Source organism: Amycolatopsis sp. NPDC058986, assembly GCF_042741125.1.
Classification (GTDB): domain Bacteria; phylum Actinomycetota; class Actinomycetes; order Mycobacteriales; family Pseudonocardiaceae; genus Amycolatopsis.
Genome location: NZ_JBHYJW010000006.1, coordinates 231,262 through 253,712, shown reverse-complemented (window position 1 = coordinate 253,712; position 22,451 = coordinate 231,262). Strand labels below are relative to the sequence as shown.

Below are 22,451 nucleotides of genomic sequence, written 5' to 3'. Positions count from 1 at the left end.
TTACGGGCGTCGGACGCCCGTAAGGTGGCCTTAACGGCGCTTTGCCGTGCGCTCAGGGCAGGACCAGCGGGACGACCGGGGCGGGGCTGTCCGAGATCGGGATCTGGTACCGCTGGCCGAGGTACGACGCGATCGAGTGGAACAGCGGCCCGGCCGAGTGCCCGGCGGGCAGCGTCGTGTCGGGCGCGTCGAGCCGGATGCCCACCACGAACCGCGGGTGGTCGGCGGGCAGGATCCCGGCGAAGGTGATGTTGTTCAGCGTGTCGCTGTAGGCCTTCGTCTTCGGGTCGATCTGCTGGCCGGTGCCGGTCTTGCCGGAGACCTGGTACCCCTCGACGGCCGCGCTCGGCGCGGTGCCGACGTCCTGGCCCTTGCCCTTCTGCACCACGGCGCGCATCATGTCGCGCACCGTCTTCGCGGTCTGCGGGCTGACCACCTGGGCGGTCTTCGGCGCCGGTTCGGGCACGACCGTCCCGTCCGGACTGACCTTCGCCTTCACGATCCGCGGCTCGACGCGCAGCCCGTCGTTGGCGATCGCCTGGTACATCCCGGTCATCTGCAGGATCGTCATCGACAGGCCCTGGCCGATCGGCAGGTTGCCGAAGGTCGACGCGGACCACTGGCTGCGCGGCGGCACGTACCCGCCGCTCTCGCCGGGCAGGCCGATACCGGTCTTCTGGCCGATGCCGAACTTCTTCAGCATGTCGAGGTAGTGCTCCTCGCCGACCTTCTGCGCCAGCAGCAGCGTCCCGACGTTGGACGACTTCGCGAAGACCCCGGTCGTGGTGAACGTCTGCGTGCCGTGGGGCCACGCGTCGTTCACCGTGCGGTCGGCGACCTTCAGGCTGCCCGGGACCTGCAGGGTCGACTCCGGTGTGGCCACGTTCTCGTCGATCGCCGCGGTCGCGGTGACCACCTTGTTCACCGAACCGGGCTCGAACGGCGTGGTGACCGGCCGGTCGTTGAGGTTCTCCGGGTCCTGCAGCGTCGCCGGATCGTTGGGGTTGAACGTCTTCGCGTCGGCCAGCCCGTAGACCTCGCCGGTCTTCGCGTCCATCACCACGGCCTGGCCGCCCTTGGCGTGCGACTGCGCGACGTAGTCCGTCAGCTGCCGCTGCAGTTCGTACTGGACGTCCGAATCGAGGGTCAGCTCGAGGTTCGACCCGGGGATCGCGGCCTGGAGATCGCGTTCGGTACCGGGGATGACGACGTTGTCGTTGCCGTTCTGCGTGTTCACCATCCGGCGGCCCGGCGTGCCCGCGAGGTCGTCGTCGCGCGCGGCCTCCAGCCCGACGACCCCGTGGATGTTGTGCTTGGAGACGTCCGGGTCGTCCATGCGCCAGTTCGCCAGCCCGACGATGTTCGAGGCCAGCGAGTCACCCGGGTACTCCCGCTTGGCGCGCTTCTCCACCCCGATCCACGCGTACTTCTTGACGATGTCGGCGGCCACCGACGGCTCGATGTTGTTGACCAGGTAGGTGAACGCGTCGGGCTTGTGGAACAGCGTCAGCAGCTGCTGCTCGCTGATCACCCCTGGCAGTTTCGCCGAGATGTACTTCGCCGCGCCCGCGACCTCGTTCTCGAAGTTCCGTCCGCTGGCGGGGTTCTTCGCGGCGAACTCGTCCATCGACTTGTGCAGGGCCTTGAGGTTCACCGAAAGCGTGCGGGTTTCCGCGCTGAACGCGAGCTTCCCGCCGTTACGGTCCACAATGGACCCGCGCTGGGCCGGGATGTCGATGGTGAGGGTGCGCTGCCGCTCGGCGGCGGCCGACAGCGCGCCCGCCTCGAACCACTGCACCTGCACCAGCTTCGCGCCCGCGGCGATCATCACCGCGACCAGGATGATGCGCACCGCGGAGAACCGGCCGCGCTGCCCGCCGTTGCCGCGCTTGGCCACCGCGCGGCGCGTCCCGGCGGCGTAGGTCCGCCGGGCGCTGCCCGACGCGCGGGTGCGTGCCGGTCCCGGCCTGCCCGCCATCAGTGGCCTCCCTGCTCCGCCGGAGTCTCGGCGGGTGGCGCTGTCAGGTCACCCTCGGTCCGCGCCCCGCGCGGGGGCCCGCCCGCCGGGGCGGCGGGCGGCACGGACTGGGCCGCCGGCGGCGCGTCCTGCGCCTTCTTCGGCTCGCCCACGAGCGTGGTCTTGCCGTCGGGGCCGACGATGATCCGGGCCGGGTCGCCGCTGGGCACCAGCCCGCCCTGCTGCGCCGCCGGGGCGAGCGAGCCGGGCGACTCGGCCTTGGCGACGTCGCGCTGCAGCTTCGCCTTGGCCTCGGCCAGGCTCGCGTTGGTGGTGCGCAACTGCTCCAGGCGGTAGGAGTCGGCGATCGCCTGCGTGGTCAGCCAAAGCGTCGTCGCGACCCCGACGGCCAGCAGGCCCATCATCGCGAGCACGAACGACGCGCGCGACTTCGGCCAGCTCAGCTTGAGCTTGCGCCGCTCGGGCTTCTTCGCGTCGGGCCGGGGCGCCGGCCGCGGGGCGCGCTGGGACAGCAGATCGGCGCGCTGCGCACGGCGCGCGTAGGCGCGTTCGGCCGCGGAGGTCCGGCCTCGCGACGCGCGGCGCGGCGCGGCGTCCGGCTGCGCCGTCGTGGTTCCCGGCTCCAGCTCCACCGCGTTCCGGTTGGTGGCACGCTGGCGCGTCGCCGGTGTACGGCGGCCGCGGGACTTCGTGGGAGCGGTCATCGTCGCGCTGCCTCTCCGATCCGTTCTGCGGCCCGCAACCGCACCGAAGCGGCCCGCGGGTTCTGCTCGATCTCCGTGTCCGAGGCCTTCTCGGCCCCTCTCGTCAGTAGCTTCAGCTCCGGGCCGTGCCCGGGCAGTTCCACCGGAAGTCCTTCCGGTGTACGGGATTTCGCCAGCTCGGCCAGCGCCTGCTTGACCAGCCTGTCCTCGAGGGACTGATAGGACTCGACGACGATCCGGCCGCCCATCGCGAGCGCGGACAGCGCCGCGGGCATCGCCCGGCGCAGCACCTCCAGCTCGCCGTTGACCTCGATCCGCAAGGCCTGGAACGTCCGCTTCGCGGGATGCCCGCCGGTACGCCTGCTCGCCGCGGGCACCGCGTCGTAGAGCAGTTCGACCAGCCGCGCGCTGCGCGTGAAGGGTTCCTTTTCCCGTTCCGCCACAACGGCTTTGACGATCCGCTGGGCGAACCGCTCCTCGCCGTAGTCGCGCAGGATGCGCACCAGCTCGCCGGGCGCGTAGGTGTTGAGCACGTCGGCGGCGGTGAACCCGGTGGTCGGGTCCATCCGCATGTCCAGCGGCGCGTCCCTGGCGTAGGCGAACCCGCGTTCGGCGCGGTCGAGCTGCATCGAGGAGACGCCGAGGTCGAACAGGATTCCGTCCACACGGGACAGTCCGAGCCCGGCGAGCGCGGCGGGCAGTCCATCGTAGACGGTGTGGACCAGATCGACCCGGTCCCCGTGCCGGGCCAGCCGTTCCCCGGACCGTTCCAGCGCGGCGGGGTCGCGGTCCAGCGCCACCAGGCGCAGCCGCGGGAACGCCGCCAGCAGGGCGTCGGAATGACCGCCGAGGCCGACGGTCGCGTCGACCAGCACCGCGTCGCGATCGGCGAGGGCGGGTGCGAACAGCTCGAGGATCCGGTCGAGCAGCACCGGAACGTGCTCGTGTTCGGCTGTCATGACCTTCCCCCTTTCCGCTGCCGTACACCCGTGAATGTGGCGGATGCCGTCAGGTCCCTGTCCGCCCGCTTCGGACCTGGTGCCGGGGAAGGTGCACCAGGGCTGTTGAGCGGACAGAGGCCTCACGGCATCCACGCGGTCGCTTTCCGTCCGCGGCCGCCGGAGAACCCCCGTCCCCCGACGACTGGGGTGCTCCCGGCACGGCCACGCCTAGAAGACGCCCGGCAACACTTCCTCTCGAGCCTGCGCGTAGCTGTCTTCGTGCTCATCCAGGTAGCCCTGCCACGCCTGGGCGTCCCAGATCTCCAACCGGGTGATCGCACCGATCACCACACACTCCTTGTTGAGCCCCGCGTAGCGGCGGAGCTCGGACGCGATGGCGATGCGCCCCTGCCCGTCCGGGCGTTGTTCATCCGTCCCGGCGAAGAGATAGCGCTGGTAGGCCCGAACCGACTCGTTGGTGAACGGCGCTTCGGCGACCTTGCGTGCCATCTGCTCGAACTCCGCGCGGGGGAAGACGAAAAGGCAGTGGTCCTGCCCCTTGGTGATCATCAGCCCACCGGCGAGCGCGTCGCGGAACTTCGCGGGCAGCGTGAGCCGCCCCTTGTCGTCCAGCTTCGGGGTGTGGGTGCCGAGGAACACCGGCCTCCACCTCCCTACCGAGCCCGATGGAAACCATCGGATTCGGCCACGGGGCTCCCTTCTGCCCCACTGCGCACCACCGTACCCCACTTTTCACCACAGTCAACGCGACCGGCGCCGTCACCACTCCGTCGTGTCAGACGTTTGCGCTGGTCAGCAAGGTGGGGCCGGGTGGGGGGTGACGTGGGGGACCGTGGCCAAGATCCCCCGCACCGGGGTCCCAGGCAACCGGAACGGGGCCTGAAACGTCCGGTTGACGGCCGCGAGAAGACCACGTGGGCGCGCTGTGGGGAAAGGTGGGGCACCCCGGTGGGGCACTGTGGGGAACCGGGTGGGGCCGGGTGGGGGCACCTGTGGGGCTCGGTGGGGACGGGGGTCAAGCGCCCCAATGTGGCATTGGGTGCGTCCAGCGCACCGAACGCCACATTGGGGCGCATGAGGGCGCCACGAGACCGCCGGGGAGGAACCGGAAAGAAGGTGTCGCTAGGCGTCGGTGGTGAGGAGGGCGGCGATCCGGTCGACGAGGCGCTGACTGTCCACTGGGGACACCGTGACCCACTCCTGACCACCGCGCCCAGGGGAGGTTCCCGCGCAGTACGCGCCGACGTCGGTGTCGAACCATGTCAGCCCGCCCGCGCGACGGACCCGGCCGTCCGTGCCCCGCACGGAAACGCTGAACTGTCCCGCGCTGTACACCGGGCGCGCCTGGATCGCGAGCACCTCGCGCAGCTGCGCCGCGGACGCCGCGGATCGCGCGCCTCGCTCCCCGTACACCGGGTCCCCGCCCTCGCCGAGGCTCGACGCCGGCAGTGTGAGGCCGTAGCCGGGCCCGGCGCTCAGCTCGGGCAAGACGTCCACGATCGCCGAGCACCATTCGGCGGCGCCGATATCGGTCAGGGCGATCGTCTGTTCCGGCTGGGTCGCGAGGACGCCGTCGCGGCCACGTACCGCGGTCACGGCACGGAACGGCGTCTCGGCGGTCATGTCGGCGAGCGCTTCGCAGGCGAGGTAGACCTCTCCCCCGGCCAGCAGGCCGAGCCGCTCCTCCAGCGCCGGTTCGAGCCGTTCGCCGTCGTGCAGGCCACGCTCGCCGAGGTTCCGGTACACCTCGGCACGGATCCGCGCGCGTTCCGCGTCGGTACCGCCGACGCTGCGCACGCACAGCGGATCCGGCGGCCGCGCGAAGCCGAGATCGGCCCAGAGGATGTCGAACGCGGACGCGGAAACCCGGATCAAGCCGGGCCCTTCGCCGCATTGCCGAGCGACGGCGGCGCCTCGAACCGCCGGCTCGGGACGAGCCCGTGCAAGGCCGCGTCCCGCGCGTTCATGACGTCGACCGCCTTCTGCCGGGCGGCCTCGGCGCGGGCGCGCTGCGCGTCCATCGCGGCCGACAGCCCCGCCAGCATCGACAGGCTCCCGCTCGCGGCGGCCTCACGGATCATCGAGGCGGGATCGAAGCCGACCGGCGGCGGCATGTCTGCCTTGGCCCGCGCGGCGACGTCGGCCTGCCCGGCCACCGACTCGCCGAGGGCGGTGGAGACCCCGGCAGACTGGACGAGCCAGCCCGCCGCTGTCCCGAGCACCTCGCGCACCGCGTCGCCTGCCTGGCCCTGCCAGTGCTCGTGCGTGTTGTTGACCAGCGCGCTCAGTTCGGCGGTGGAATCGGCGAAGCGCCGGGCCAGTCCCTGCCACTGCGCGCCGAGCTGGCCCGCGGCCACCGGGTCGTTGTCCCGTGCCACCTCGGCGGCCAGCGCCTCGTGGCTGTAGGACTCGTACCGGGCCGACGGCGCCGGGACACGCGTGGCCGCCTCTTCCGCTCCTGGCACGGGCACACCTTCCTTTCCGCTGGCTGGCTTAGGGCAGTTTCGGCTCGATGAGCCCGGCTACCGTGTCCGCCCGGCTGCAGGCCAGCGCGGTGTCCGAGAAGGTGGTGTTGCTGACGTCGACCTGGACGCTGCCGCCGGAGCCGACGCCGAGCAGTACCGCACAGGTGCCGTCGCCCGCCTTGCGGTCGGACACGTGCAGCGCCTGGTGCGCGCCGACCTTCGTCCTCGTCGCGGTCTTGCGCGCGACCTCGAGATCGGTGAGACCGTGCTTCTCGTCCACCGTCACGGTGACCCCGAACGTGGCGGGCACCGTCCAGTCGCAGGCCTTCGCCTCGCCGATCGTCTTCGGCTTCCCGATCACGCTCACCCCGACCGTCGACCGGTCGGTGGGCGACAGCAGCGTGCACGGGTCGAGCGTCGCCAGCGTCGGCGGCCCGGCGGGCACCGGAGAAGAAGGAGCAGAGGACGACTGCGGCGCGGAGGAACTCTGCACGTGCGCGGCGGCGCCGGGCTGTCCCTGGGCGTGGCCGCAGGCCGCGAGCGCCAGACCGAGCACGCCGAGCAGGGCCGGGCGGAGAAACGTTCGGTTCACCGGTCAGCCACCGACGCAGTCCACGCCGTCGGCCGCGGCCTCGTCCTGGTGCTGGTAGCGCCCGAGCGCCTCGGCCATCCGGGTCTTGAGGTTCTCCAGCTCCTTGCCGAACGCCGTCAGCGACTGCACGGCCGAGCCCTGTCCGCCGATGCCGTACTCCGCCATGAACTTGCCGACCTCGGTGGCGTATCCGCCGCCGAGCGGGACCGTGCGGCCGAGCACCTTCGCCTCGCGAACCATCTCACCGACCACGTCCTGCAGCGCGCTGATCTTCGCGTAGGCGTCGGTGGCCAGCTCGGGTGCGACCGCGAAGCCGCGGACGTCGAACGGTGGCTTCGTGCCCAGCTCGCTCATGTGCGGTTACGCCTCTCCGTAGTCGCGTGACCTCGAACCGGAGCATACGACAAAACACCAGGTCAACGGGAGCACCCAGAATCGGGTGAATCACCCCTCGAACGGAGTAAGCTCCGTGCTTGCACAGCGTCACCAACCAGGCATCCTGGGGTTCTCACCCCGAGTTCGCCCGAGTTTGACACACTGAATGGAATGCTGCTCGCTGCGCGCGAACCGGCGGACAGCGAGGGGGCCGGCCACGACCGGCGGGAAAACGAGCACAGCCATGCGGCACCAGGAGGTCGAGTGACGTCGAGAATCCAGTCTGCGACGCCCGCGGAGCAGCAGGGCGAGCAGACGGCGGGGCAGACGGGCCAGCTGCCCTACCCCGCGGCGGAGGACGATGGCAGGCGGAACGGCCGGCCGGGGCACGCCTCCCTTGACGAACTGCACGAGACGGCACGGCGAATCGCCGCGAACGTCGAGCGGGTCCTCGTCGGCAAACCCGACGTCATCCGCGTCGCCCTCGTCACGCTGCTCGCCGAAGGCCACCTCCTGGTGGAGGACGTGCCCGGCGTCGGGAAGACGTCGCTGGCGAAAGCGCTCGCCCGCTCCATCGACTGCACGGTCAGCCGGATCCAGTTCACCCCGGACCTGCTGCCCAGCGACGTCACCGGTGTCTCCATCTACAACCGGCAGACCGGCGAGTTCGAGTTCCGCCCCGGCCCGGTGTTCGCGAACATCGTGGTCGGCGACGAGATCAACCGCGCTTCGCCGAAGACGCAGTCCGCGCTGCTGGAGTGCATGGAAGAGCACCAGGTCACCGTCGACACCAGCACCTACGAGCTCGACGAGCCGTTCATGGTGATCGCCACCCAGAACCCGATCGAGATGGAGGGCACCTACGCGCTGCCCGAAGCCCAGCGGGACCGCTTCACCGCGCGGGTGTCCATCGGCTACCCCGACCAGCAGGCCGAGCTGGCCATGGTCGACGAGCACGCCGGGCACGACCCCCTCGCGGAGCTGCAGCCGGTGTCGGACGGCGAAACCGTGCACCGGCTCATCCAGACCGTGCGGAACGTGCACATGGCGCCCGAGGTGCGGCGGTACGCGGTGGACATCGCGGCGGCGACCCGGCAGGTGCCGGAGATCCGGCTCGGGGCCTCCCCGCGCGCCACGCTGCAGCTGGTGCGCTCGGCGCGCGCGCAGGCGGCGTTGTCCGGCCGCGAGTACGTCGTCCCGGACGACCTGCACGCGGTCGCGGTCCCGGTGCTCGCCCACCGGCTCGTGCTGACCACCGAGGCGCACGCGGCCCGGCGCTCGGCGACCGACGTCGTCCGCGCGGTGCTGCACCGGGTCCCGGTGCCGCAGGGGCAGAACCACCGCTGAGCCACGAAACCAGGCGCTAGTAGAGAGAACCGCATGCTGCGTGCCCTGTCCGGCCTGACCACCCGTGGCCGCTGCCTCCTCGCCGCGGGGCTCGCCGCGGCGGCCTGTTCGTTCGTGCTCAACGAGCGGGATCTGCTGCGGGTGGCCGTCTTCGTGGTCGCGCTCCCGGTGCTGGTCACCGTGTTCATCTCCGCCTCGCGGCTGCGGATCGGCGCCGCCCGCTCGCTGCACCCGCAGCGGGTCTCGGTGGGCTCGACCGGCGAGGTCCAGCTGGAACTGTGGCGCAGCGGCAGGCTTCCGGCGGGTGAGGTGCTACTCGAGGACGGCGTCCCGTATGCGCTGGGCGCGCGGCCGCGGTTCGTCGTCGAGCGCCTGCCGCACGACCGCCGCGTCGCGCTGCGCTACCCGTTGCAGCCGGTGCTGCGCGGCATCCAGCAGGTCGGGCCGCTGCGCGCGACGATCACCGACCCGTTCGGGCTGTGCGAGTTCGAACGGGAGCTGATCGCGCACTCCCGGCTCGTCGTCGTGCCGCAGGTGTTCCCGTTGTGGGGGCTGCCCAGCGGCGCCGGCATCGGGGCCGGGGACGACGGCACCATCCGGCTGCACGCCGGGCAGGGCGAGCCGGACGTCATCGTGCGGCAGTACCGGATGGGCGACGACCTGCGCAAGGTGCACTGGCGGTCCACCGCGCGCCGGGACGAGATCATGGTGCGCGTCGAGGAACGGCCGTGGCGCGGCGGGACGACCGTCCTGCTCGATCACCGCGCGGCCGCGCATCACGGCGCGGGGCCGGCGGCGAGCCTGGAGTGGGCGGTGTCGTTCGCCGCGTCCGTCGCGCTGCACCTGCGCCGCTCCGGCCACCACGTCCGGCTCGTCAGCGAGCACGGGACCACCATCGCGGACACCCCCGCCGAGGGCGGCGACCACTACGACCACGTCGTGCTGGACGCGCTGGCCGCGCTGCAGCCCGCGCACCAGCGCGACATCACCCTCGGCCACGATCCGGCCGAGGGCCAGGAACTCGTGGCAGTGCTCGGCACGGTGAGCGCCGAATCGGTGCACGAGCTGGCCCGGTACCGCCCGCGCGGGATCCGCAGCCTCGCCGTCCTGCTGGACACACCGGGCTGGTCGGCGGGAGTCAACGGATCGCAGCAGCGCTCCGCCGCCACCGAGGACGCCGCCGAGCTGTTGCGCGCCGCGGGCTGGGGCGTCGTCGTCGCCGGTCCCGCCTCGCCGATGCCGCAGGTGTGGAGCGAGCTGTGCCGGGCGGGCGCGAGCCGCGGCACGCTGATCGGGGGCCCCCGGTGACCGCCGCCGCGCCGCCGCGCCCGCGTCCCACCGCGCCTCCACCAGGACCGAACCGGATGTCCGCCTGGGCGGGCAGCGTCGTCGCGCCGGTCGCGGCCGGGCTCGCGACGTTGTGCGCGGCCACGTCGCTGACCAGTGTCGTCGCGGGCTGGGCGTGGTTCGGCTACCTGCTCGTCGCGGTCGTGCTGATCGCCGCCACCGGGCTCGCGCTGCGCTCGCTGCGGGCGCCGACGATCGTGGTCGGGCTCAGCCAGCTGCTCGTACTGCTGTTCCTGATCACCGGTTCGTTCACCTCGCACGGCATCCTCAAGATCATTCCCGGCGCGCGGGCGCTCGACGAGCTGAGCCAGACACTCGCGGCGTCGGCGGAGCAGATCCGGACCGGGCTGGCCCCGGTGGACGGGACGCCGCCGATCCTCTGCCTGGTGACGATCGCGATCGGTCTCGTCGCGGTCCTCGTCGACACCCTCGCCGTCGCCGCCGCGGCTCCCGCGGCGACCGGGCTGGTGCTGCTGTGCGTGTACGCCGTGCCCGCGGCACTGGCCGACGACATGCTGCCGTGGTGGACCTTCGTGCTCGGCGCGGCGGCGTTCGCCGGGCTGCTCGCGGTCGACGGCAATCACCGGCACCGCCGCTGGCGCACCCGGGAGGCACCGGGCGCGGGCGGCTCCGCGAGCGTGCTGCCGATCCCGATCGCCGTCGTCAGCACCGCGATCGTGCTCGGCCTGCTCGGCGGGACGGTGACCTGGGTCGGCACCGTCGGCAAGATCCCGTTCGGCGGCAACGGCGCGGGTGGCAGGGGCACCAGCCCCGGCGGCTTCGGCGTCGAGCCCTTCACCGAACTGCGCGGACTGCTGGACCAGGGCGAGAACACCGAGCTGTTCAAGGTGCGCGGGCTCAACACGGACCGGCAGCTGCTGCGCGCGTTCACCCTCGACACGTACACCCCCAACAAGGGCTGGGGGCTGCGCAACGGCGGCCAGGCCCAGCAGGGCGTGCAGGCGAACAGGACGCTGCCGATGGCGCCGGGCGACGACGGTTCCGGTCCCACCCGGCAGATCCAGATCGAGCCGACCGGCTGGGTCGACAACTGGCTGCCGATCTACGGCGCGCCGCGCGAACTGCGCGGCGTCGCCGACAACTGGCTCTACGACCGGGTCACCGGGGCGGTGTTCACGACGCGGAAGGAAAGCGCGCCGACGTACACCGAGGCCGCGTCGCTCAAGCAGCCCACGCAGGACGAGCTGCGCACGGTCGACGTGAACCCCGCCGACCTGCCGCCCTACTACACCCAGGTCGACCGGGTGGACCCGCGTGTGCGGGCCAAGACCGAGCAGCTCACCGCGGGCAAGTCCACGAACTTCGACAAGGCCACCGCGCTGTGGCAGTTCTTCACCGCGCAGAACGGGTTCGTCTACGACACGAGGACAGCGGACGCGACCGACGCGGACGCGCTCGCCGACTTCGTCCTCGTCGGCAAACGGGGTTTCTGCGAGCAGTTCGCCTCGGCGATGGCCGTGATGGCGCGGGTGGCGGGGCTGCCGTCCCGGGTCGCGATCGGCTTCACCCCCGGCGTCCGCAAGGGCGACTACCAGTCGATCAGCTCGCAGGACGCGCACGCCTGGGTCGAGGTGTACTTCGGGGACCGGGGCTGGGTGAGCTTCGATCCGACGCCGCTGGCCGACGGGCGCGGGGTCGTCCCGCCGTATCTGCAGCAGAACGGTCCGACCGGGGGCAAGACGACCGACACCCAGGTGGCGCCGAGCGCTCCGACGTCGAGCGCGCCCGCCACCGGCACCTCGCGTGACCCGGCCAAGGACCAGGCCCAGGCACCGGCCGAAGCGCCGAAGCCGGACGACACCGACTGGGAGGGCATCCTCGCCGCCGTGTTCTGGGCGCTGGGTGTCCTCGTCATCCTCGCCGCGGTGTTCTTCCGCAAACGCCTCGGAACACGGTTGCGGGGTGGTCCGGCGACGTCGCCCGCGGACAGCCGGCCCGGGCAGGGATCCGAGCCCACGCGCGACGAAGGAGCCGTGGCGCTCGCGACACGGCCTCGTACACAGGCGGTGGGCGACGAACGCGCCCGGATGGTGCTGGCCTGGGTCCCCCTGGTGGTCGCCGGGCTGTGGACGGCCGGGATCGCCTTCCTCGCGGCCTGGGCTTCGTGGTGGCTCGGCCTGATCGTCCTGGTCCTGCTCGCCGTGCTCGCCGGACCCGCCGCGGTGCGGGACTTCCAGCGGCGACGGCGGTTGAGCGTCGTCGCGAGCCATCGTCCCGGCGCCGCGGACGCGGCCTGGCGGGAGCTGCTGGCCGAATGCGCCGACCGCGGGCTGCCGATCCCGGACAGCGACACCGTGCGCGTGGCCGGGCAGAAACTGGCGCAGAAACACCATCTCGACGAGGAAGGCCGCGAAGGCCTGCGCGCGGTGATCGGCGCGGTCGAGCGTTCGTGGTACAGCGGCCGGGAGGACACCGATCCGGAACTGAGCCGGTCGTTCGGCGAGGTGCGGCACAGCCTGCGCCGGAACGCGCCGACGTCGTGGCGCGGCAAGCTCTTCCCGAAGTCCTTGTTCACCCGCAGGAACTGAGCGAAACCCCCGCCCGAGTTACCCCACCCGTTCGCGGGACCGGTCCGGCCGCGGTGGCCGGGGATCCGACGATCGGCCGACCGCGCGAACACGCCGCCAAGGCGGGCACCTTGGCGGCGTGGCTCGATACGGGAGTTACTGCTCTTCGAAGCGCTGGCGGAAACGTTCTTCCATGCGCTGGGTGAACGAGCTGCGGCGGCCGGCCTGCTTCCCGCTGCCGCCGCGGTCGCCCGGCCCCGCTCGCTGGCCGTCGCCGTCGGCACCCTGCTTGATCGATGTCACGGCCATCACGACCCCGAAGAACATCACGAGGAACCCGAGCACGCTGATCAGCGGGATGTCGGCAACCCGGAACAGCGGCACCACCACGCCGAGCACCAGTAGTGCGACACCCACCACGAACAACGCGATCCCCTGGATGCGCCTTCGACGGGCGGGGCGCCGCAACCGGGTGCCGCGCACCGTGGATGCGAACTTGGGGTCCTCGGCATAGAGCTCGCGCTCGATCTGATCGAGCAGCCGCTGCTCATGCTCGGAGAGTGGCATCTTTCCTCCTCCGGCACAGCTGTCGCGGGCGCCGGGCCGCGCAACGTCCTGGACCCAACAGCCAACCCCAGGTGGGGTGGCACTGTCCAGGATACGAGTCCCGCGCGCTGCCGACTACCCGATCTCGCATCCTGTCGGGATCGAATCGGGCGAATTCCCGGGCGACGTGGGTTGACGCTGCGTCACCGCGATGGAACTCACTCTTCACCCGGCGTCAGCAGTGACGCCGGGCGCACCGCGGCGGCACCGAACCGGGACCTCGCGACGTCGGCGGCGACCTCCGCATCACGCCAGCGGGGCTCCGGGGAGTCGAAGACGAGCTGCTCCCCCGACTCGCCGGTGACAAGCCCTTCGACCCGCACGCCGATCAGCCGGACCGCCCCGGACGGGGCGTGTTCGGTGAGCAGCTCGACCGCGATGCGGTGGATCTCGCGGGCGACGTCGGTCGGGGTGAGCAGGGTGCGGGCGCGGGTGATGGTGCGGAAGTCCGCGAACCGGACCTTGATCGACACAGTGCGGCCGCGCAGCCCGCGCTCCCGCAGTGTCGCGCCGACGCGTTCGGCGAGCCGGAGCAGCCGCAGTGCCAGCTCGGCGCGGTCGTGGCGGTCGACGTCGAAGGTGTGCTCGGCGCCGATCGACTTCTCCGCCGAGTCCGGGACCACCGCGCGATCGTCGTGGCCGTTGGCGAGCGCGTACAGATGCTCACCGGCGGCGGTGCCGAGCGACCGCCGGAGCCGGGCGAGCGGCGCGGCCGCGACGTCGGCGATCGTGGTCAGTCCCATCTGGAGCAGCTGCTCCTCGGTGCGCTTGCCGACGCCCCACAGCGCCGAAACCGGCAGCTGGTGGAGGAAGCCGAGGGTCTCCGCCGCCGGGACGACCACCATCCCGTCGGGTTTCGCCATCCCGGAGGCGAGCTTGGCGACGAACTTGACCTTGGCGACCCCCACCGAGCACGTGATCGCGTGCTCGGCCTCGACCCTGGCCCGGATCAGCGCCCCCAGCTCGGCCGGTGTCGCGCCGAGACGGCGCAGCGCCCCGCTGACGTCGAGGAACGCCTCGTCGAGGCTCAGCGGCTCCACCAGCGGGGTGAGCTCGCGGAAAATCCCCATCACACCGCGGGAAACCTCGCCGTACAGCCCGAAGGTCGGCGTGATGCACACCAGCTGCGGGCACAGCCGCTTCGCCACGGCGAACGGCATCGCGGAGCGCACCCCGAACGTGCGCGCCGGATAGTTCGCGGCCGACACCACCGCGCGCGGGCCGTTCCCGGACACCACCACCGGCTTGTCCACCAGCTCCGGCCGCGTCCGCAGCTCGACCGACACGTAGAACGCGTCCATGTCGACGTGCAGGATCCCGCAGCCGGTGTCGTCCGGCGGGCTCGTGGCACCCGCGGTGACCCGGAACCGGGCCATTCCCCCAGGCAGTTCAGCGTTTCTTCCCATCGAGGCGAACGCTACCCGCCACCCCCGACAATTCCGTTGCGTCGGGCAAAGGTGCTGAAGGACGCTTTCAGTGCGTTGGCCGCGCTGAAGGACGCCTTCAGTGCACTGGATGCACTAAAGGCGTCCTTCAGCACAAGTAACGAAACCCGACCGGAGAACCCGCGGTTACGGGTGGCGGGCCAGTGCGTGGAGGCGGCCGGCGACGTCGCGGAACGCCGGGACGGCGGACGCGGCCTGTTCGAACTCGGCCAGTTCCTCTTCGCGAACCCCGCCCGGCACGACGTCGGCGACGATCCGGTCGCCCCGCAACAGGGTCACCTCGAGACCGGCGGCGACGAGCTGCGCCCGCAGGCCCTCGCTGTCGAAGCGCCGCAGCACGGTGTCCCGCCCGTCCGGCACGACCCCGTCGGCGCTCGCCAGCAAGGCCTGCGCCTCGGCGATCCGGCCGGCCAGCGCGCGGTGCAGCACGGCGGCGTGCCGGTTCGCGACCAGGATCGACACGGCCCCGCCGGGCGCCGCGGCGGCGGCCAGCGCGCCGAGCACCGCCGCGGGATCGTCGACGACTTCGAGCAGGCCGTGGGCCAGCACCAGGTCCGCCGAGCCGGCGGGCACGTGGGTGGCCAGCGCGTCCGAATCGTCCGCGATCACCGTGATGCGGTGCGAGACGCCTTCCTCCTCGGCACGCACCCGGAGCGTCGCCAGCGCGTTCGGGTTCGGCTCGACCACGGTGACCAGGCACCCCGCCGAGGCGAACGGAACGGCCCAGCCGCCGCTGCCACCGCCGACGTCGACGACGCTCGGCTGCTCCACGCCCCGCGCGCGGGCGGCCTTCAGCTCCGCCTCGAGCACCCGGCGAACCACCCCCGAACCTCGGGCGGCCACGGTGTCGGTCTTCATAGCGGCACAGCGTAGTGCCCGCCATCCGCTCACCCGCGCCTCACCCGCGTCTCGCGGTTAGGCTGCACACCGTGCCCACCATCGCGGTACTCAGTCTCAAGGGCGGCGTCGGGAAGACGACCGTCGTGCTCGGCCTCGCCTCCGCCGCGCTGGGCCGCGGGATCCGCACGCTGGTCGCCGATCTCGACCCGCAGTGCAACGCCACCGCCGCGCTCGACCCCGGTCAGGTCAAGAACACGATGGCCGACGTCCTCGCCACCCCGCGCCGCCACGTGGTGACCTCCGCGATCACCCGCAGCGCCTGGGGCGAAGGCGTCGACGTGCTGGTCGGCTCCGAACAGGCCGAAGCCTTCAACGACCCCGAGCCCGGCTCACGCCGTCTCGGCAGGTTGGCGACCGCCCTCGCCGAACTGCCCGACCCGTACCCGCTCACGCTGCTGGACTGCCCGCCGTCGCTGGGCAGGCTGACCCGCTCCGCGCTCGTCGCCGCCGACGCCGCCCTGCTGGTCACCGAGCCTTCGCTGTTCGCGGTTTCCGGCGTGCAGCGCGCCGCCGAGGCCGTCGAAGCCGAGCGCGAGCAGCACAATCCGCGGCTGCGGCCGCTCGGCGTGATCGTCAACCGGGTGAAACCGCGGTCCACCGAGCACACCTTCCGGGTGAACGAGCTGCGCGAGACGTTCGACGGCCTCGTGCTCGACCCGGTGCTGCCGGACCGTGCCGCCGTCGCGCAGGCCCAAGGTGCCTGCGCCCCGCTGCACCGGCTGCGCACCGCGGGCGCCCGCGATCTCGCTGCGGCGTTCGACACCTTGCTGGGCAAGGCCACCCCGGTCGGCCCGTAGGCTGTATCGAGTGCACACGGTCGCCGTTCTCAGCCTCAAGGGAGGCGTCGGCAAAACGACGGTCGCTCTCGGTGTAGCTTCCGCTGCGCTCCGTAGGGGAACGAGGACTCTCGTCGCGGACCTCGACCCGCAGGGCAACGCCACCACCTCGCTCGATCCGCCGTTCACCGACGCCACACTGGCCGACGTCCTCGAGACCCCGCAGCGCGCGGTGCTCGAACGCGCCATCGCGCCGAGCGTCTGGAGCGACGAGGTCGACGTCCTCGTCGGCGCCGAGGAGCTGGAGCAGCTCAACGAACCCGACGCCGACCCCCGCAGGCTGGAGAACCTCTCCCGCGCGCTCGACGAGCTGCACCGCGCGCCGATCAGGGAGACCCCGTACGACCTGGTGATCATCGACTGCCCGCCGTCGCTGGGCAGGCTCACCAAGTCCGCGCTCGTCGCCGCCGACAGCGCGCTGATCGTCACCGAGCCGACCATGTACGCCGTCGCCGGGGCCCAGCGCGCGCTCGAAGCGATCGAGAAGATCCGCAAGGAGAACAATCCCGACCTGCGCCCGATCGGCGTACTGGTCAACCGGCTGCGCGTCCGCTCGTACGAGCACCAGTTCCGGATCGCCGAGCTGCGCGAGAACTTCGGCCCGCTGGTGATGCCGACCGCGATCACCGACCGGCTCGCCGTGCAGCAGGCGCAGGGCGCGTGCAGTCCCATCCACGAGTGGCACTCCCCCGGCGCGCAGGAGATCGCGCTGACCTTCAACATGGTGCTGGCGAAGATCCTGCGGTCGAGCCGGGCGGGCCGCCACCGCGTCAAGGGCGAGGACGACGTCGAGGAGACCGGCGCGGGCGAAGCGGCGGAAGTCACCGGCAACGCGGGGTGAACCGTGCCCGAAGGTGACACCGTCTTCCTCGCCGGAAAGCTGCTCGACAAGGCGCTCGCCGGGAAGACGTTGGTACGCGGGGAATTCCGTCATCCCGCACTGGCCACTGTGGACCTTTCGGGCCGGGACGTGCTGGGCACCGGGACCGTCGGGAAACATCTGTTCACCCGGTTCTCCGGGGACCTGACGCTGCACAGCCACCTGCGCATGGACGGCACGTGGGACATCTACCCCGCCGGGGCGAAGTGGCGTCATCCCGGCCACCACGCCCGCGTGATCCTGGCGGCGAAGGACGTCCAGGCGATCGGGTTCCGGGTACACGACCTCGAACTCGTGCCCACCGCCGAGGAACGCTCCCTGGTGGCTCATCTCGGCCCGGATCTGCTCGATCCACAATGGACGGACGAGCACGCGCGGCGCGCGGCGGAGGCACTCGCCGCCGACCCGGGCAGGGAACTCGGGCTCGTGCTGCTCGACCAGCGAGTCATGGCCGGTGTCGGAAATCTGTACAAGGTCGAGATCTGCTTCCTGCTCAAGGTGACGCCGTGGACCCTGGTGTCCGAAGTGGACACCACGAAGGTCGTGGCGCTCGCACGGAAACTGTTGCTGGCCAACGCCTGGCGGCATGAGCAGAGCACCACCGGCGAGCTCGCCCGAGGCCGCCGGAACTGGGTCTACGAACGCACCCGCCAGGGCTGTTTCCGCTGCGGCGGCCGGGTCCTCGTGGCCCAGCAGGGCGACGACGTGTACCGCAGGCCCACCTGGTATTGCCCGAAATGCCAGCCAGGACCGGCCCCGAGCCGGTAAGATCGCGACGTGACGACGTTCAAGCTCCCGCTCTACGGGGCCGACACCGAACGCGGCGACCTCGCTCCCTGAGCCCGCCCTTTCTTCCGCACGTCACCTCACTTCCATTCTCAGGGAGCTTTGTCATGCCCGAAATCCTGACCGGGCAGGCGCTGCGCGCGTACGTGCAGGCCCTGCCCAAGGCCGAACTCCACGTCCACCTGGTCGGCTCGGCGAGCCTGCCGACCGTGCTCGAACTGGCCCGGCGGCGGCCCGCCGCGGGCGTCCCGACGGACGCGGCCGAACTGGCCGAGTTCTTCACCTTCCGCGACTTCGCGCATTTCCTGAAGGTGTACCTGGCGGTCACCTCGCTGGTGCGCGACCGGCACGACATCCACACCCTGGTCACCGGACTCGCCGCCGACCTCGCGGCGCACAACGCGCGCTACGCCGAGGTCACCGTGACGCCGTACAACCATCTGCTCGACGGGATGTCCGCCGACGACCTGTTGACCGGGCTGGAGACCGGCCGGGCCGCCGCGGCGGCGGACCACGGCGTCGAACTGGCCTGGTGCTTCGACATTCCCGGAGAGAAGGGTGTCAAGGCCGGGCGGGAAACCCTCACGTTCGCGTTGCGCGAACGGCCCGACGGGCTCGTGTCGTTCGGCCTCGGCGGGCCGGAGATCGGCGTCGGGCGCGCGCAGTTCGAACCGTTCTTCACCGCGGCGCGGGAGTCCGGGCTGCACAGCGTCCCGCACGCCGGGGAGACCACCGGGCCCGCGACGATCTGGTCGGCGATCCACGACCTCGGCGCCGAGCGGATCGGCCACGGGACCAGCTGCGCCGGCGATCCGGCGCTACTGGAATACCTTGCGGCACACCGGATTCCGCTCGAGGTGTGCCCGACGTCCAACGTCCGCACCGGGCAGGTCGGTTCGATCGAGGCCCATCCCGTGCGCCGCATGCTCGATCACGGCGTCGTGGTCACGATCAACACCGACGACCCGCCGATGTTCGGGGCCACGCTCACCGGCGAATACCTCGCCGTGGCCCGGACTTTGCGGCTGAGCACGCCCGAAATCGCCCGGCTCGCCCGGAGCGCGGTCGAGGTGTCGTTCCTGGCCCCGGACCGGAAGACCGCGCTGGTGAAGGAGATCAACGAAATCACGTTGCCGGAACCCGAGGACTTCGCATAGCGTGGCGGTACACGAGAAAGGAGGTGGTCCTAAGTTGTATTCCCAAAGGACTCGTGAGGTGGCTGTCCGCTAGCGGATGGCACACGATAGGACCTTGAGCAGCGATACAACGCGAGCCACCTTCGGCTCATCGCCTGCTTCGTGTGCTGCCTGCTATCGGTCACGTTCCGCGTGACCTCTGCGAATACCAGGCAGTCACCGGGCCCCCGGCGTACCCGAGCTCCAGTCCGGCTCGGGCCCGAACGTTTGACGGCGTTCGGGAGGCACGCCGGGGGTTACCCATATCTGGAGTCATCATCGTGTGGCCGCCCATCCGGCCGCGACGACCGTCCGGCGATCGGAGTTCGGCCTTGGGCGAAGAGGGGTTTACGCGATTACCCCGAACGGACCTCGCGTGACTAGCCTGAACGGCATGCTGAGGCCTGACTATCCGATCACCACGGACCGTCTGCTGCTGCGCCCGTTCAGGCCCGAAGATCTCGACGCGCTGAACAGTTTCCAGTCACGGGCCGACGTCGCCCGCTACCTCTACTGGGGTCCGCGCAGCCGCGCCGAATCGGCCGCCGCGCTGGCCAAACGCGTGCACAGCTCGACGCTGTCCGCCGAGGGCCAGCTTCTCGCCGTCGCGGTCGAACTCGCGTCGACGGGGCAGCTCATCGGCGACCTCAACCTGAAGTACCTCAGCGCCGAACACCAGCAGGGCGAAATCGGTTTCGTGTTCCACCCCGATCACCACGGCAAGGGGCTGGCCGCCGAGGCGGCGACCGAGCTGCTGCGGCTCGGGTTCGAGGATCTCGGCCTGCACCGGATCATCGGCCGCTGCGACGGCCGCAACACCCGGTCGGCGGCGTTGATGGAGCGGCTCGGCATGCGCAAGGAAGCCCACCTGCGGGAGAACGAGGTGGTCAAGGGCGAGTGGACCGACGAGTTCGTCTTCGCGATGCTCGACCACGAGTGGAAGGCCCGCCGCTGAGGGCTGGTTCACGCCGGGTACCACCTGTGCCGAGCGCCGGCGCGGCGATGAGGCAGCATGGACGCCGTGCTCTTCGAGAAGATCGTCCGTCCGGCGCTGTACCGGATGGCCTACCACGACCCCGAGCTGGTGCATGAACGGACGGTCGCCGCGCTCGCCAGGCTGAGCCGCGTCTCGCCCGCGCTGAAGGCACTCGAAAAGGTCTACCGCACCGACGACCCGGTGACGGTGCTCGGCCTGCGCTTCCCCAACCGGGTCGGCCTCGCGGCCGGGATGGACAAGAACGGCCGCGCGCTGGCGGCGTGGCCCGCGCTGGGGTTCGGATTCGTCGAGGTCGGCACGGTGACCCGGCACGCGCAGCCGGGCAATCCGAAGCCGCGGCTGTTCAGCCTTCCGGTGACCGACGCGGTGATCAACCGGATGGGCTTCAACAACGAAGGCGCGCAGGCGCTGGCCACGCGGCTCGCCGCGAGCGGCAAGCCCGGTGTCCCGCTGGGGATCAGCATCGGCAAGTCGAAGGTGACCCCGCTCGACGAGGCTGTCGAGGACTACCGCTTCTCGCTGCGCGCGCTGCACCCGTACGCGGACTACTTCGCGATCAACGTCAGCTCCCCGAACACCCCCGGCCTGCGCGCGCTGCAGGACCGCGCCGCGCTCGCGGAGCTGCTCACCGAACTGCGGCTCACCTCCGGTGCGCTCGCCGAAGAAGCAGGACGGCCGCCGACGCCCTTGCTGGTCAAGGTCGCACCGGACCTGACCGACGAGGCGCTGGCCGAGCTTCTCGAGGTCTGCCTCGAGCACGGCGTCGCGGGCGTCATCGCCACCAACACCACGCTCGGCCGCGACGGGATCGTCCCGGCCGAGGCCGGGCTCAGTGCGGAGACGGGCGGGCTGTCCGGCAGCCCGCTGACCGCCCGCGCGCTGGAGGTCGTCCGGTTCGTGCAGGACCGGACCGAGGGCAGGCTGCCGATCATCGGCGTCGGGGGCATCCTCGGCGCCGGTGACGCCGCCCGCATGCTCGACGCCGGAGCGAGCCTCGTCCAGCTCTACACCGGGTTCGCCTTGCACGGCCCGGGTCTGGTGCGACGGGTCACCCGGGGTCTCGCGGACCGGCGGTACTGACGAACCGCAGATAGCCGCGCCACGACTCGTAGCGCGCCAGGTCTTCGGCGCCGTCGGCCGCCACGGCCTCGCACAGCACAGCCTGCGGACAGGTGCCGTCTTCCAGCTCGATCCGGCCGAGTACGAACGGTTCAGGCAGTTCGGCGGCGAAGCGGCTCAGCGCCGCCGGCGAGAGTCGCCACCGTTCGCCGTCGAGCCCGCTGGCCCCCGCGGGCAGGACGCCCGGTTGCGGGGGTTCGGTCGGCAGCAACACCATGCGATACCGCTCGACCGTCCTAACCGGACTCGCGAACCGCGCGCCCAGTGCGATGAGCCGGTCGTTGAGCGGCTGCCCGCGCAGATGGGCCCCGAACACCACCAGGTCGGCACCGGGCGCCGAGCAGAGCGACGGCGGCTCACCGGTGAGGACGGCCGCGAGGTCCAGACCGAGCTGATCGTCGAAGGCCCTGGTCACCACGGTGACCCCGGACGGGCCCTGCTCGCCGGGCCGCGACGGCACCCTGACCGCGGCGACACCGGGATGTTCGGGGAGAGTCGGCAACAGCAGCGCGTCGTAGCCCGCAAGCACCCGTTGTTCTCCGGCTTCCCTGAATGCCGCGAGGCTGCACGGCTCGACCACCGCACCGGACGACCGCAGGGCGGCGGCAGCCGTGCCGAGCGCGAGCCGCGCGGGTGCCGCCAGTGACCGGAGCCAGTCGTCGTCCGGCATCGCGAGCCGCGGGTGCTCCCCCACCCCGAACCGGACGTCGGCGGGCCAGGCACGACTGTCCGGACCGGTCATCAGCCCGACCGCGCGCTGCGCCTCGACGAGCCCGCGAGCGAAGACCACAACGCTGTCACAGGCGAGCGTGGACGGGGAAATGCCGGTCGCCGGCACCAAGCCGGGCGTGGGTTTGAGCCCGACGACACCGTTCAGCGCGGCGGGAACACGGCCGGCCCCGATGAGATCGGTACCCAGCGACAGATCGACGATCCCGAGCGAGACGGCCACCGCCACCCCGCTGGCGACGTCGAGCGGGTCGGCCGCGAGCTGCTCCGGATCGGTCTTGCCGAGCACGACGGCGCCCGCGGCGGCGAGCCGCGAGACCGCGGTGGCACTCATCTCGGGCAGGTACGAAGAGGACGGACAAGCCGCCACGGTGGACAGACCGGCGACGTCGATACCCTCCTTCACCGCGAGCAGCGAGCCCGCGAGCGGAAGCTCCTCACCTGCGCGAATGCGCTCGTCGACGGCCTTCGCGTCGACGAGGACGTCTTCCTGGGCGCGGAGGGTGGTCCAGATTTCCGGGCGGTCCAGTTCGGCGATGCGCTCGAACGCCGCCAGGACTCGCTGGTGCGCGCTGGGCGGCGGGGACGGTACGGGTTCGGGATCCGGCGGAATCGTGTTCACGGGGCGTCCTTTCCTCGGCGTGATCGAGAAAGCGTCCACTGTGTACGGTCGGCGCCGG

Annotated in this window: 21 protein-coding genes; 9 read left to right on the top strand and 12 right to left on the bottom strand. The window is 71.6% G+C overall.

The genetic code is table 11. The features are described from left to right. Positions 1 to 52: 52 nt before the first annotated feature. From ACFW0G_RS08745 to ACFW0G_RS08710, 8 genes are all read right to left on the bottom strand, one after another. Positions 53 to 1,978 carry a peptidoglycan D,D-transpeptidase FtsI family protein gene (locus tag ACFW0G_RS08745; RefSeq protein WP_378324267.1) on the bottom strand — a complete coding sequence of 642 codons (1,926 nt, stop codon included), beginning with the start codon at positions 1,976 to 1,978 and terminating at the stop codon, positions 53 to 55. Next, the gene (locus ACFW0G_RS08740; protein WP_378324266.1) at positions 1,978 to 2,682 is read right to left on the bottom strand and encodes a hypothetical protein; all 705 of its coding nucleotides are present in this window, start codon (positions 2,680 to 2,682) and stop codon (positions 1,978 to 1,980) included. Before ACFW0G_RS08740 ends, ACFW0G_RS08745 begins: the two co-directional genes overlap by 1 nt. Beyond that, a complete protein-coding gene (gene rsmH / locus ACFW0G_RS08735; protein ID WP_378324265.1) occupies positions 2,679 to 3,641 on the bottom strand; it encodes a 16S rRNA (cytosine(1402)-N(4))-methyltransferase RsmH in 963 nt (320 codons plus the stop codon). The genes ACFW0G_RS08740 and rsmH overlap by 4 nt, the downstream gene beginning before the upstream one ends. Positions 3,642 to 3,851: 210 nt before the next feature. Continuing rightward, positions 3,852 to 4,283, bottom strand: a complete 432-nt coding sequence (gene mraZ / locus ACFW0G_RS08730; RefSeq protein ID WP_378324264.1) for a division/cell wall cluster transcriptional repressor MraZ — start codon at positions 4,281 to 4,283, stop codon at positions 3,852 to 3,854. 483 nt (positions 4,284 to 4,766) lie between these two features. Next, entirely contained in the window at positions 4,767 to 5,519 is a 753-nt protein-coding gene (locus ACFW0G_RS08725) for an ESX secretion-associated protein EspG (RefSeq protein WP_378324263.1), read from the bottom strand. Continuing rightward, positions 5,516 to 6,109, bottom strand: coding sequence for a PE-PGRS family protein (locus tag ACFW0G_RS08720; RefSeq protein ID WP_378324262.1), 594 nt, complete (start codon positions 6,107 to 6,109; stop codon positions 5,516 to 5,518). The genes ACFW0G_RS08725 and ACFW0G_RS08720 overlap by 4 nt, the downstream gene beginning before the upstream one ends. 28 nt (positions 6,110 to 6,137) lie before the next feature. Then, the gene (locus tag ACFW0G_RS08715) at positions 6,138 to 6,701 is read right to left on the bottom strand and encodes a DUF3558 family protein (protein WP_378324261.1); all 564 of its coding nucleotides are present in this window, start codon (positions 6,699 to 6,701) and stop codon (positions 6,138 to 6,140) included. A 3-nt stretch (positions 6,702 to 6,704) separates the two neighbouring features. Next, the gene (locus tag ACFW0G_RS08710) at positions 6,705 to 7,055 is read right to left on the bottom strand and encodes a hypothetical protein (protein ID WP_378324260.1); all 351 of its coding nucleotides are present in this window, start codon (positions 7,053 to 7,055) and stop codon (positions 6,705 to 6,707) included. A 285-nt stretch (positions 7,056 to 7,340) separates the two neighbouring features. Between ACFW0G_RS08710 and ACFW0G_RS08705 the strand changes: the two genes are divergently transcribed. The 3 genes from ACFW0G_RS08705 to ACFW0G_RS08695 are packed head-to-tail and all read left to right on the top strand — an operon-like array spanning position 7,341 to position 12,319. Further along, positions 7,341 to 8,423: an AAA family ATPase gene (locus ACFW0G_RS08705; protein WP_378324259.1), complete on the top strand. Its 1,083-nt coding sequence runs from the start codon at positions 7,341 to 7,343 to the stop codon at positions 8,421 to 8,423. A 33-nt stretch (positions 8,424 to 8,456) separates the two neighbouring features. Continuing rightward, entirely contained in the window at positions 8,457 to 9,731 is a 1,275-nt protein-coding gene (locus tag ACFW0G_RS08700; protein ID WP_378324258.1) for a DUF58 domain-containing protein, read from the top strand. A 56-nt stretch (positions 9,732 to 9,787) separates the two neighbouring features. Beyond that, the gene (locus ACFW0G_RS08695) at positions 9,788 to 12,319 is read left to right on the top strand and encodes a DUF3488 and DUF4129 domain-containing transglutaminase family protein (RefSeq protein WP_378324257.1); all 2,532 of its coding nucleotides are present in this window, start codon (positions 9,788 to 9,790) and stop codon (positions 12,317 to 12,319) included. 135 nt (positions 12,320 to 12,454) lie between these two features. Here ACFW0G_RS08695 and ACFW0G_RS08690 read toward each other — a convergent pair whose 3' ends face one another. The 3 genes from ACFW0G_RS08690 to ACFW0G_RS08680 all read right to left on the bottom strand — a co-directional run bounded on the left by ACFW0G_RS08690 (position 12,455) and on the right by ACFW0G_RS08680 (position 15,207). Beyond that, the gene (locus ACFW0G_RS08690) at positions 12,455 to 12,865 is read right to left on the bottom strand and encodes a DUF3040 domain-containing protein (RefSeq protein WP_378324256.1); all 411 of its coding nucleotides are present in this window, start codon (positions 12,863 to 12,865) and stop codon (positions 12,455 to 12,457) included. 197 nt (positions 12,866 to 13,062) lie between these two features. Continuing rightward, positions 13,063 to 14,280 (bottom strand): DNA polymerase IV, encoded by a 1,218-nt coding sequence (gene dinB, locus ACFW0G_RS08685; protein ID WP_378324281.1) that lies wholly within the window; start codon positions 14,278 to 14,280, stop codon positions 13,063 to 13,065. A 195-nt stretch (positions 14,281 to 14,475) separates the two neighbouring features. After that, positions 14,476 to 15,207, bottom strand: coding sequence for a class I SAM-dependent methyltransferase (locus ACFW0G_RS08680; protein WP_378324255.1), 732 nt, complete (start codon positions 15,205 to 15,207; stop codon positions 14,476 to 14,478). A gap of 71 nt (positions 15,208 to 15,278) precedes the next feature. Between ACFW0G_RS08680 and ACFW0G_RS08675 the strand changes: the two genes are divergently transcribed. From ACFW0G_RS08675 to ACFW0G_RS08650, 6 genes are all read left to right on the top strand, one after another. Next, the gene (locus ACFW0G_RS08675) at positions 15,279 to 16,046 is read left to right on the top strand and encodes a ParA family protein (RefSeq protein ID WP_378324254.1); all 768 of its coding nucleotides are present in this window, start codon (positions 15,279 to 15,281) and stop codon (positions 16,044 to 16,046) included. 10 nt (positions 16,047 to 16,056) lie between these two features. Next, the gene (locus tag ACFW0G_RS08670) at positions 16,057 to 16,926 is read left to right on the top strand and encodes a ParA family protein (protein ID WP_378324253.1); all 870 of its coding nucleotides are present in this window, start codon (positions 16,057 to 16,059) and stop codon (positions 16,924 to 16,926) included. A gap of 3 nt (positions 16,927 to 16,929) precedes the next feature. Further along, on the top strand, positions 16,930 to 17,733 hold the full coding sequence (locus tag ACFW0G_RS08665) for a DNA-formamidopyrimidine glycosylase family protein (protein ID WP_378324251.1): 804 nt from the start codon (positions 16,930 to 16,932) through the stop codon (positions 17,731 to 17,733). Positions 17,734 to 17,858: 125 nt separating this feature from the next. Further along, positions 17,859 to 18,908 (top strand): adenosine deaminase, encoded by a 1,050-nt coding sequence (gene add / locus ACFW0G_RS08660; RefSeq protein ID WP_378324250.1) that lies wholly within the window; start codon positions 17,859 to 17,861, stop codon positions 18,906 to 18,908. 412 nt (positions 18,909 to 19,320) lie between these two features. Then, positions 19,321 to 19,881, top strand: coding sequence for a GNAT family N-acetyltransferase (locus tag ACFW0G_RS08655; protein WP_378324249.1), 561 nt, complete (start codon positions 19,321 to 19,323; stop codon positions 19,879 to 19,881). A gap of 66 nt (positions 19,882 to 19,947) precedes the next feature. Further along, positions 19,948 to 21,003 (top strand): quinone-dependent dihydroorotate dehydrogenase, encoded by a 1,056-nt coding sequence (locus tag ACFW0G_RS08650; protein ID WP_378324280.1) that lies wholly within the window; start codon positions 19,948 to 19,950, stop codon positions 21,001 to 21,003. Here the strand turns inward: ACFW0G_RS08650 and ACFW0G_RS08645 are convergent. Then, a complete protein-coding gene (locus ACFW0G_RS08645) occupies positions 20,972 to 22,393 on the bottom strand; it encodes an amidase family protein (RefSeq protein WP_378324248.1) in 1,422 nt (473 codons plus the stop codon). The genes ACFW0G_RS08650 and ACFW0G_RS08645 overlap by 32 nt on opposite strands. Positions 22,394 to 22,451 lie beyond the last annotated feature (58 nt).

Bases quoted from the DNA above. Each gene is read 5' to 3' on its own strand.
- ACFW0G_RS08690 (WP_378324256.1), bottom strand. From the start codon at position 12,865: ATGCCACTCTCCGAGCATGAGCAGCGGCTGCTCGATCAGATCGAGCGC.
- ACFW0G_RS08695 (WP_378324257.1), top strand. From the start codon at position 9,788: ATGTCCGCCTGGGCGGGCAGCGTCGTCGCGCCGGTCGCGGCCGGGCTC.
- ACFW0G_RS08680 (WP_378324255.1), bottom strand. From the start codon at position 15,207: ATGAAGACCGACACCGTGGCCGCCCGAGGTTCGGGGGTGGTTCGCCGG.
- dinB (WP_378324281.1), bottom strand. From the start codon at position 14,280: ATGGCCCGGTTCCGGGTCACCGCGGGTGCCACGAGCCCGCCGGACGAC.
- rsmH (WP_378324265.1), bottom strand. From the start codon at position 3,641: ATGACAGCCGAACACGAGCACGTTCCGGTGCTGCTCGACCGGATCCTC.
- add (WP_378324250.1), top strand. From the start codon at position 17,859: ATGCCCGAAATCCTGACCGGGCAGGCGCTGCGCGCGTACGTGCAGGCC.
- ACFW0G_RS08700 (WP_378324258.1), top strand. From the start codon at position 8,457: ATGCTGCGTGCCCTGTCCGGCCTGACCACCCGTGGCCGCTGCCTCCTC.
- ACFW0G_RS08710 (WP_378324260.1), bottom strand. From the start codon at position 7,055: ATGAGCGAGCTGGGCACGAAGCCACCGTTCGACGTCCGCGGCTTCGCG.
- ACFW0G_RS08655 (WP_378324249.1), top strand. From the start codon at position 19,321: ATGCTGAGGCCTGACTATCCGATCACCACGGACCGTCTGCTGCTGCGC.
- ACFW0G_RS08740 (WP_378324266.1), bottom strand. From the start codon at position 2,682: ATGACCGCTCCCACGAAGTCCCGCGGCCGCCGTACACCGGCGACGCGC.
- ACFW0G_RS08745 (WP_378324267.1), bottom strand. From the start codon at position 1,978: ATGGCGGGCAGGCCGGGACCGGCACGCACCCGCGCGTCGGGCAGCGCC.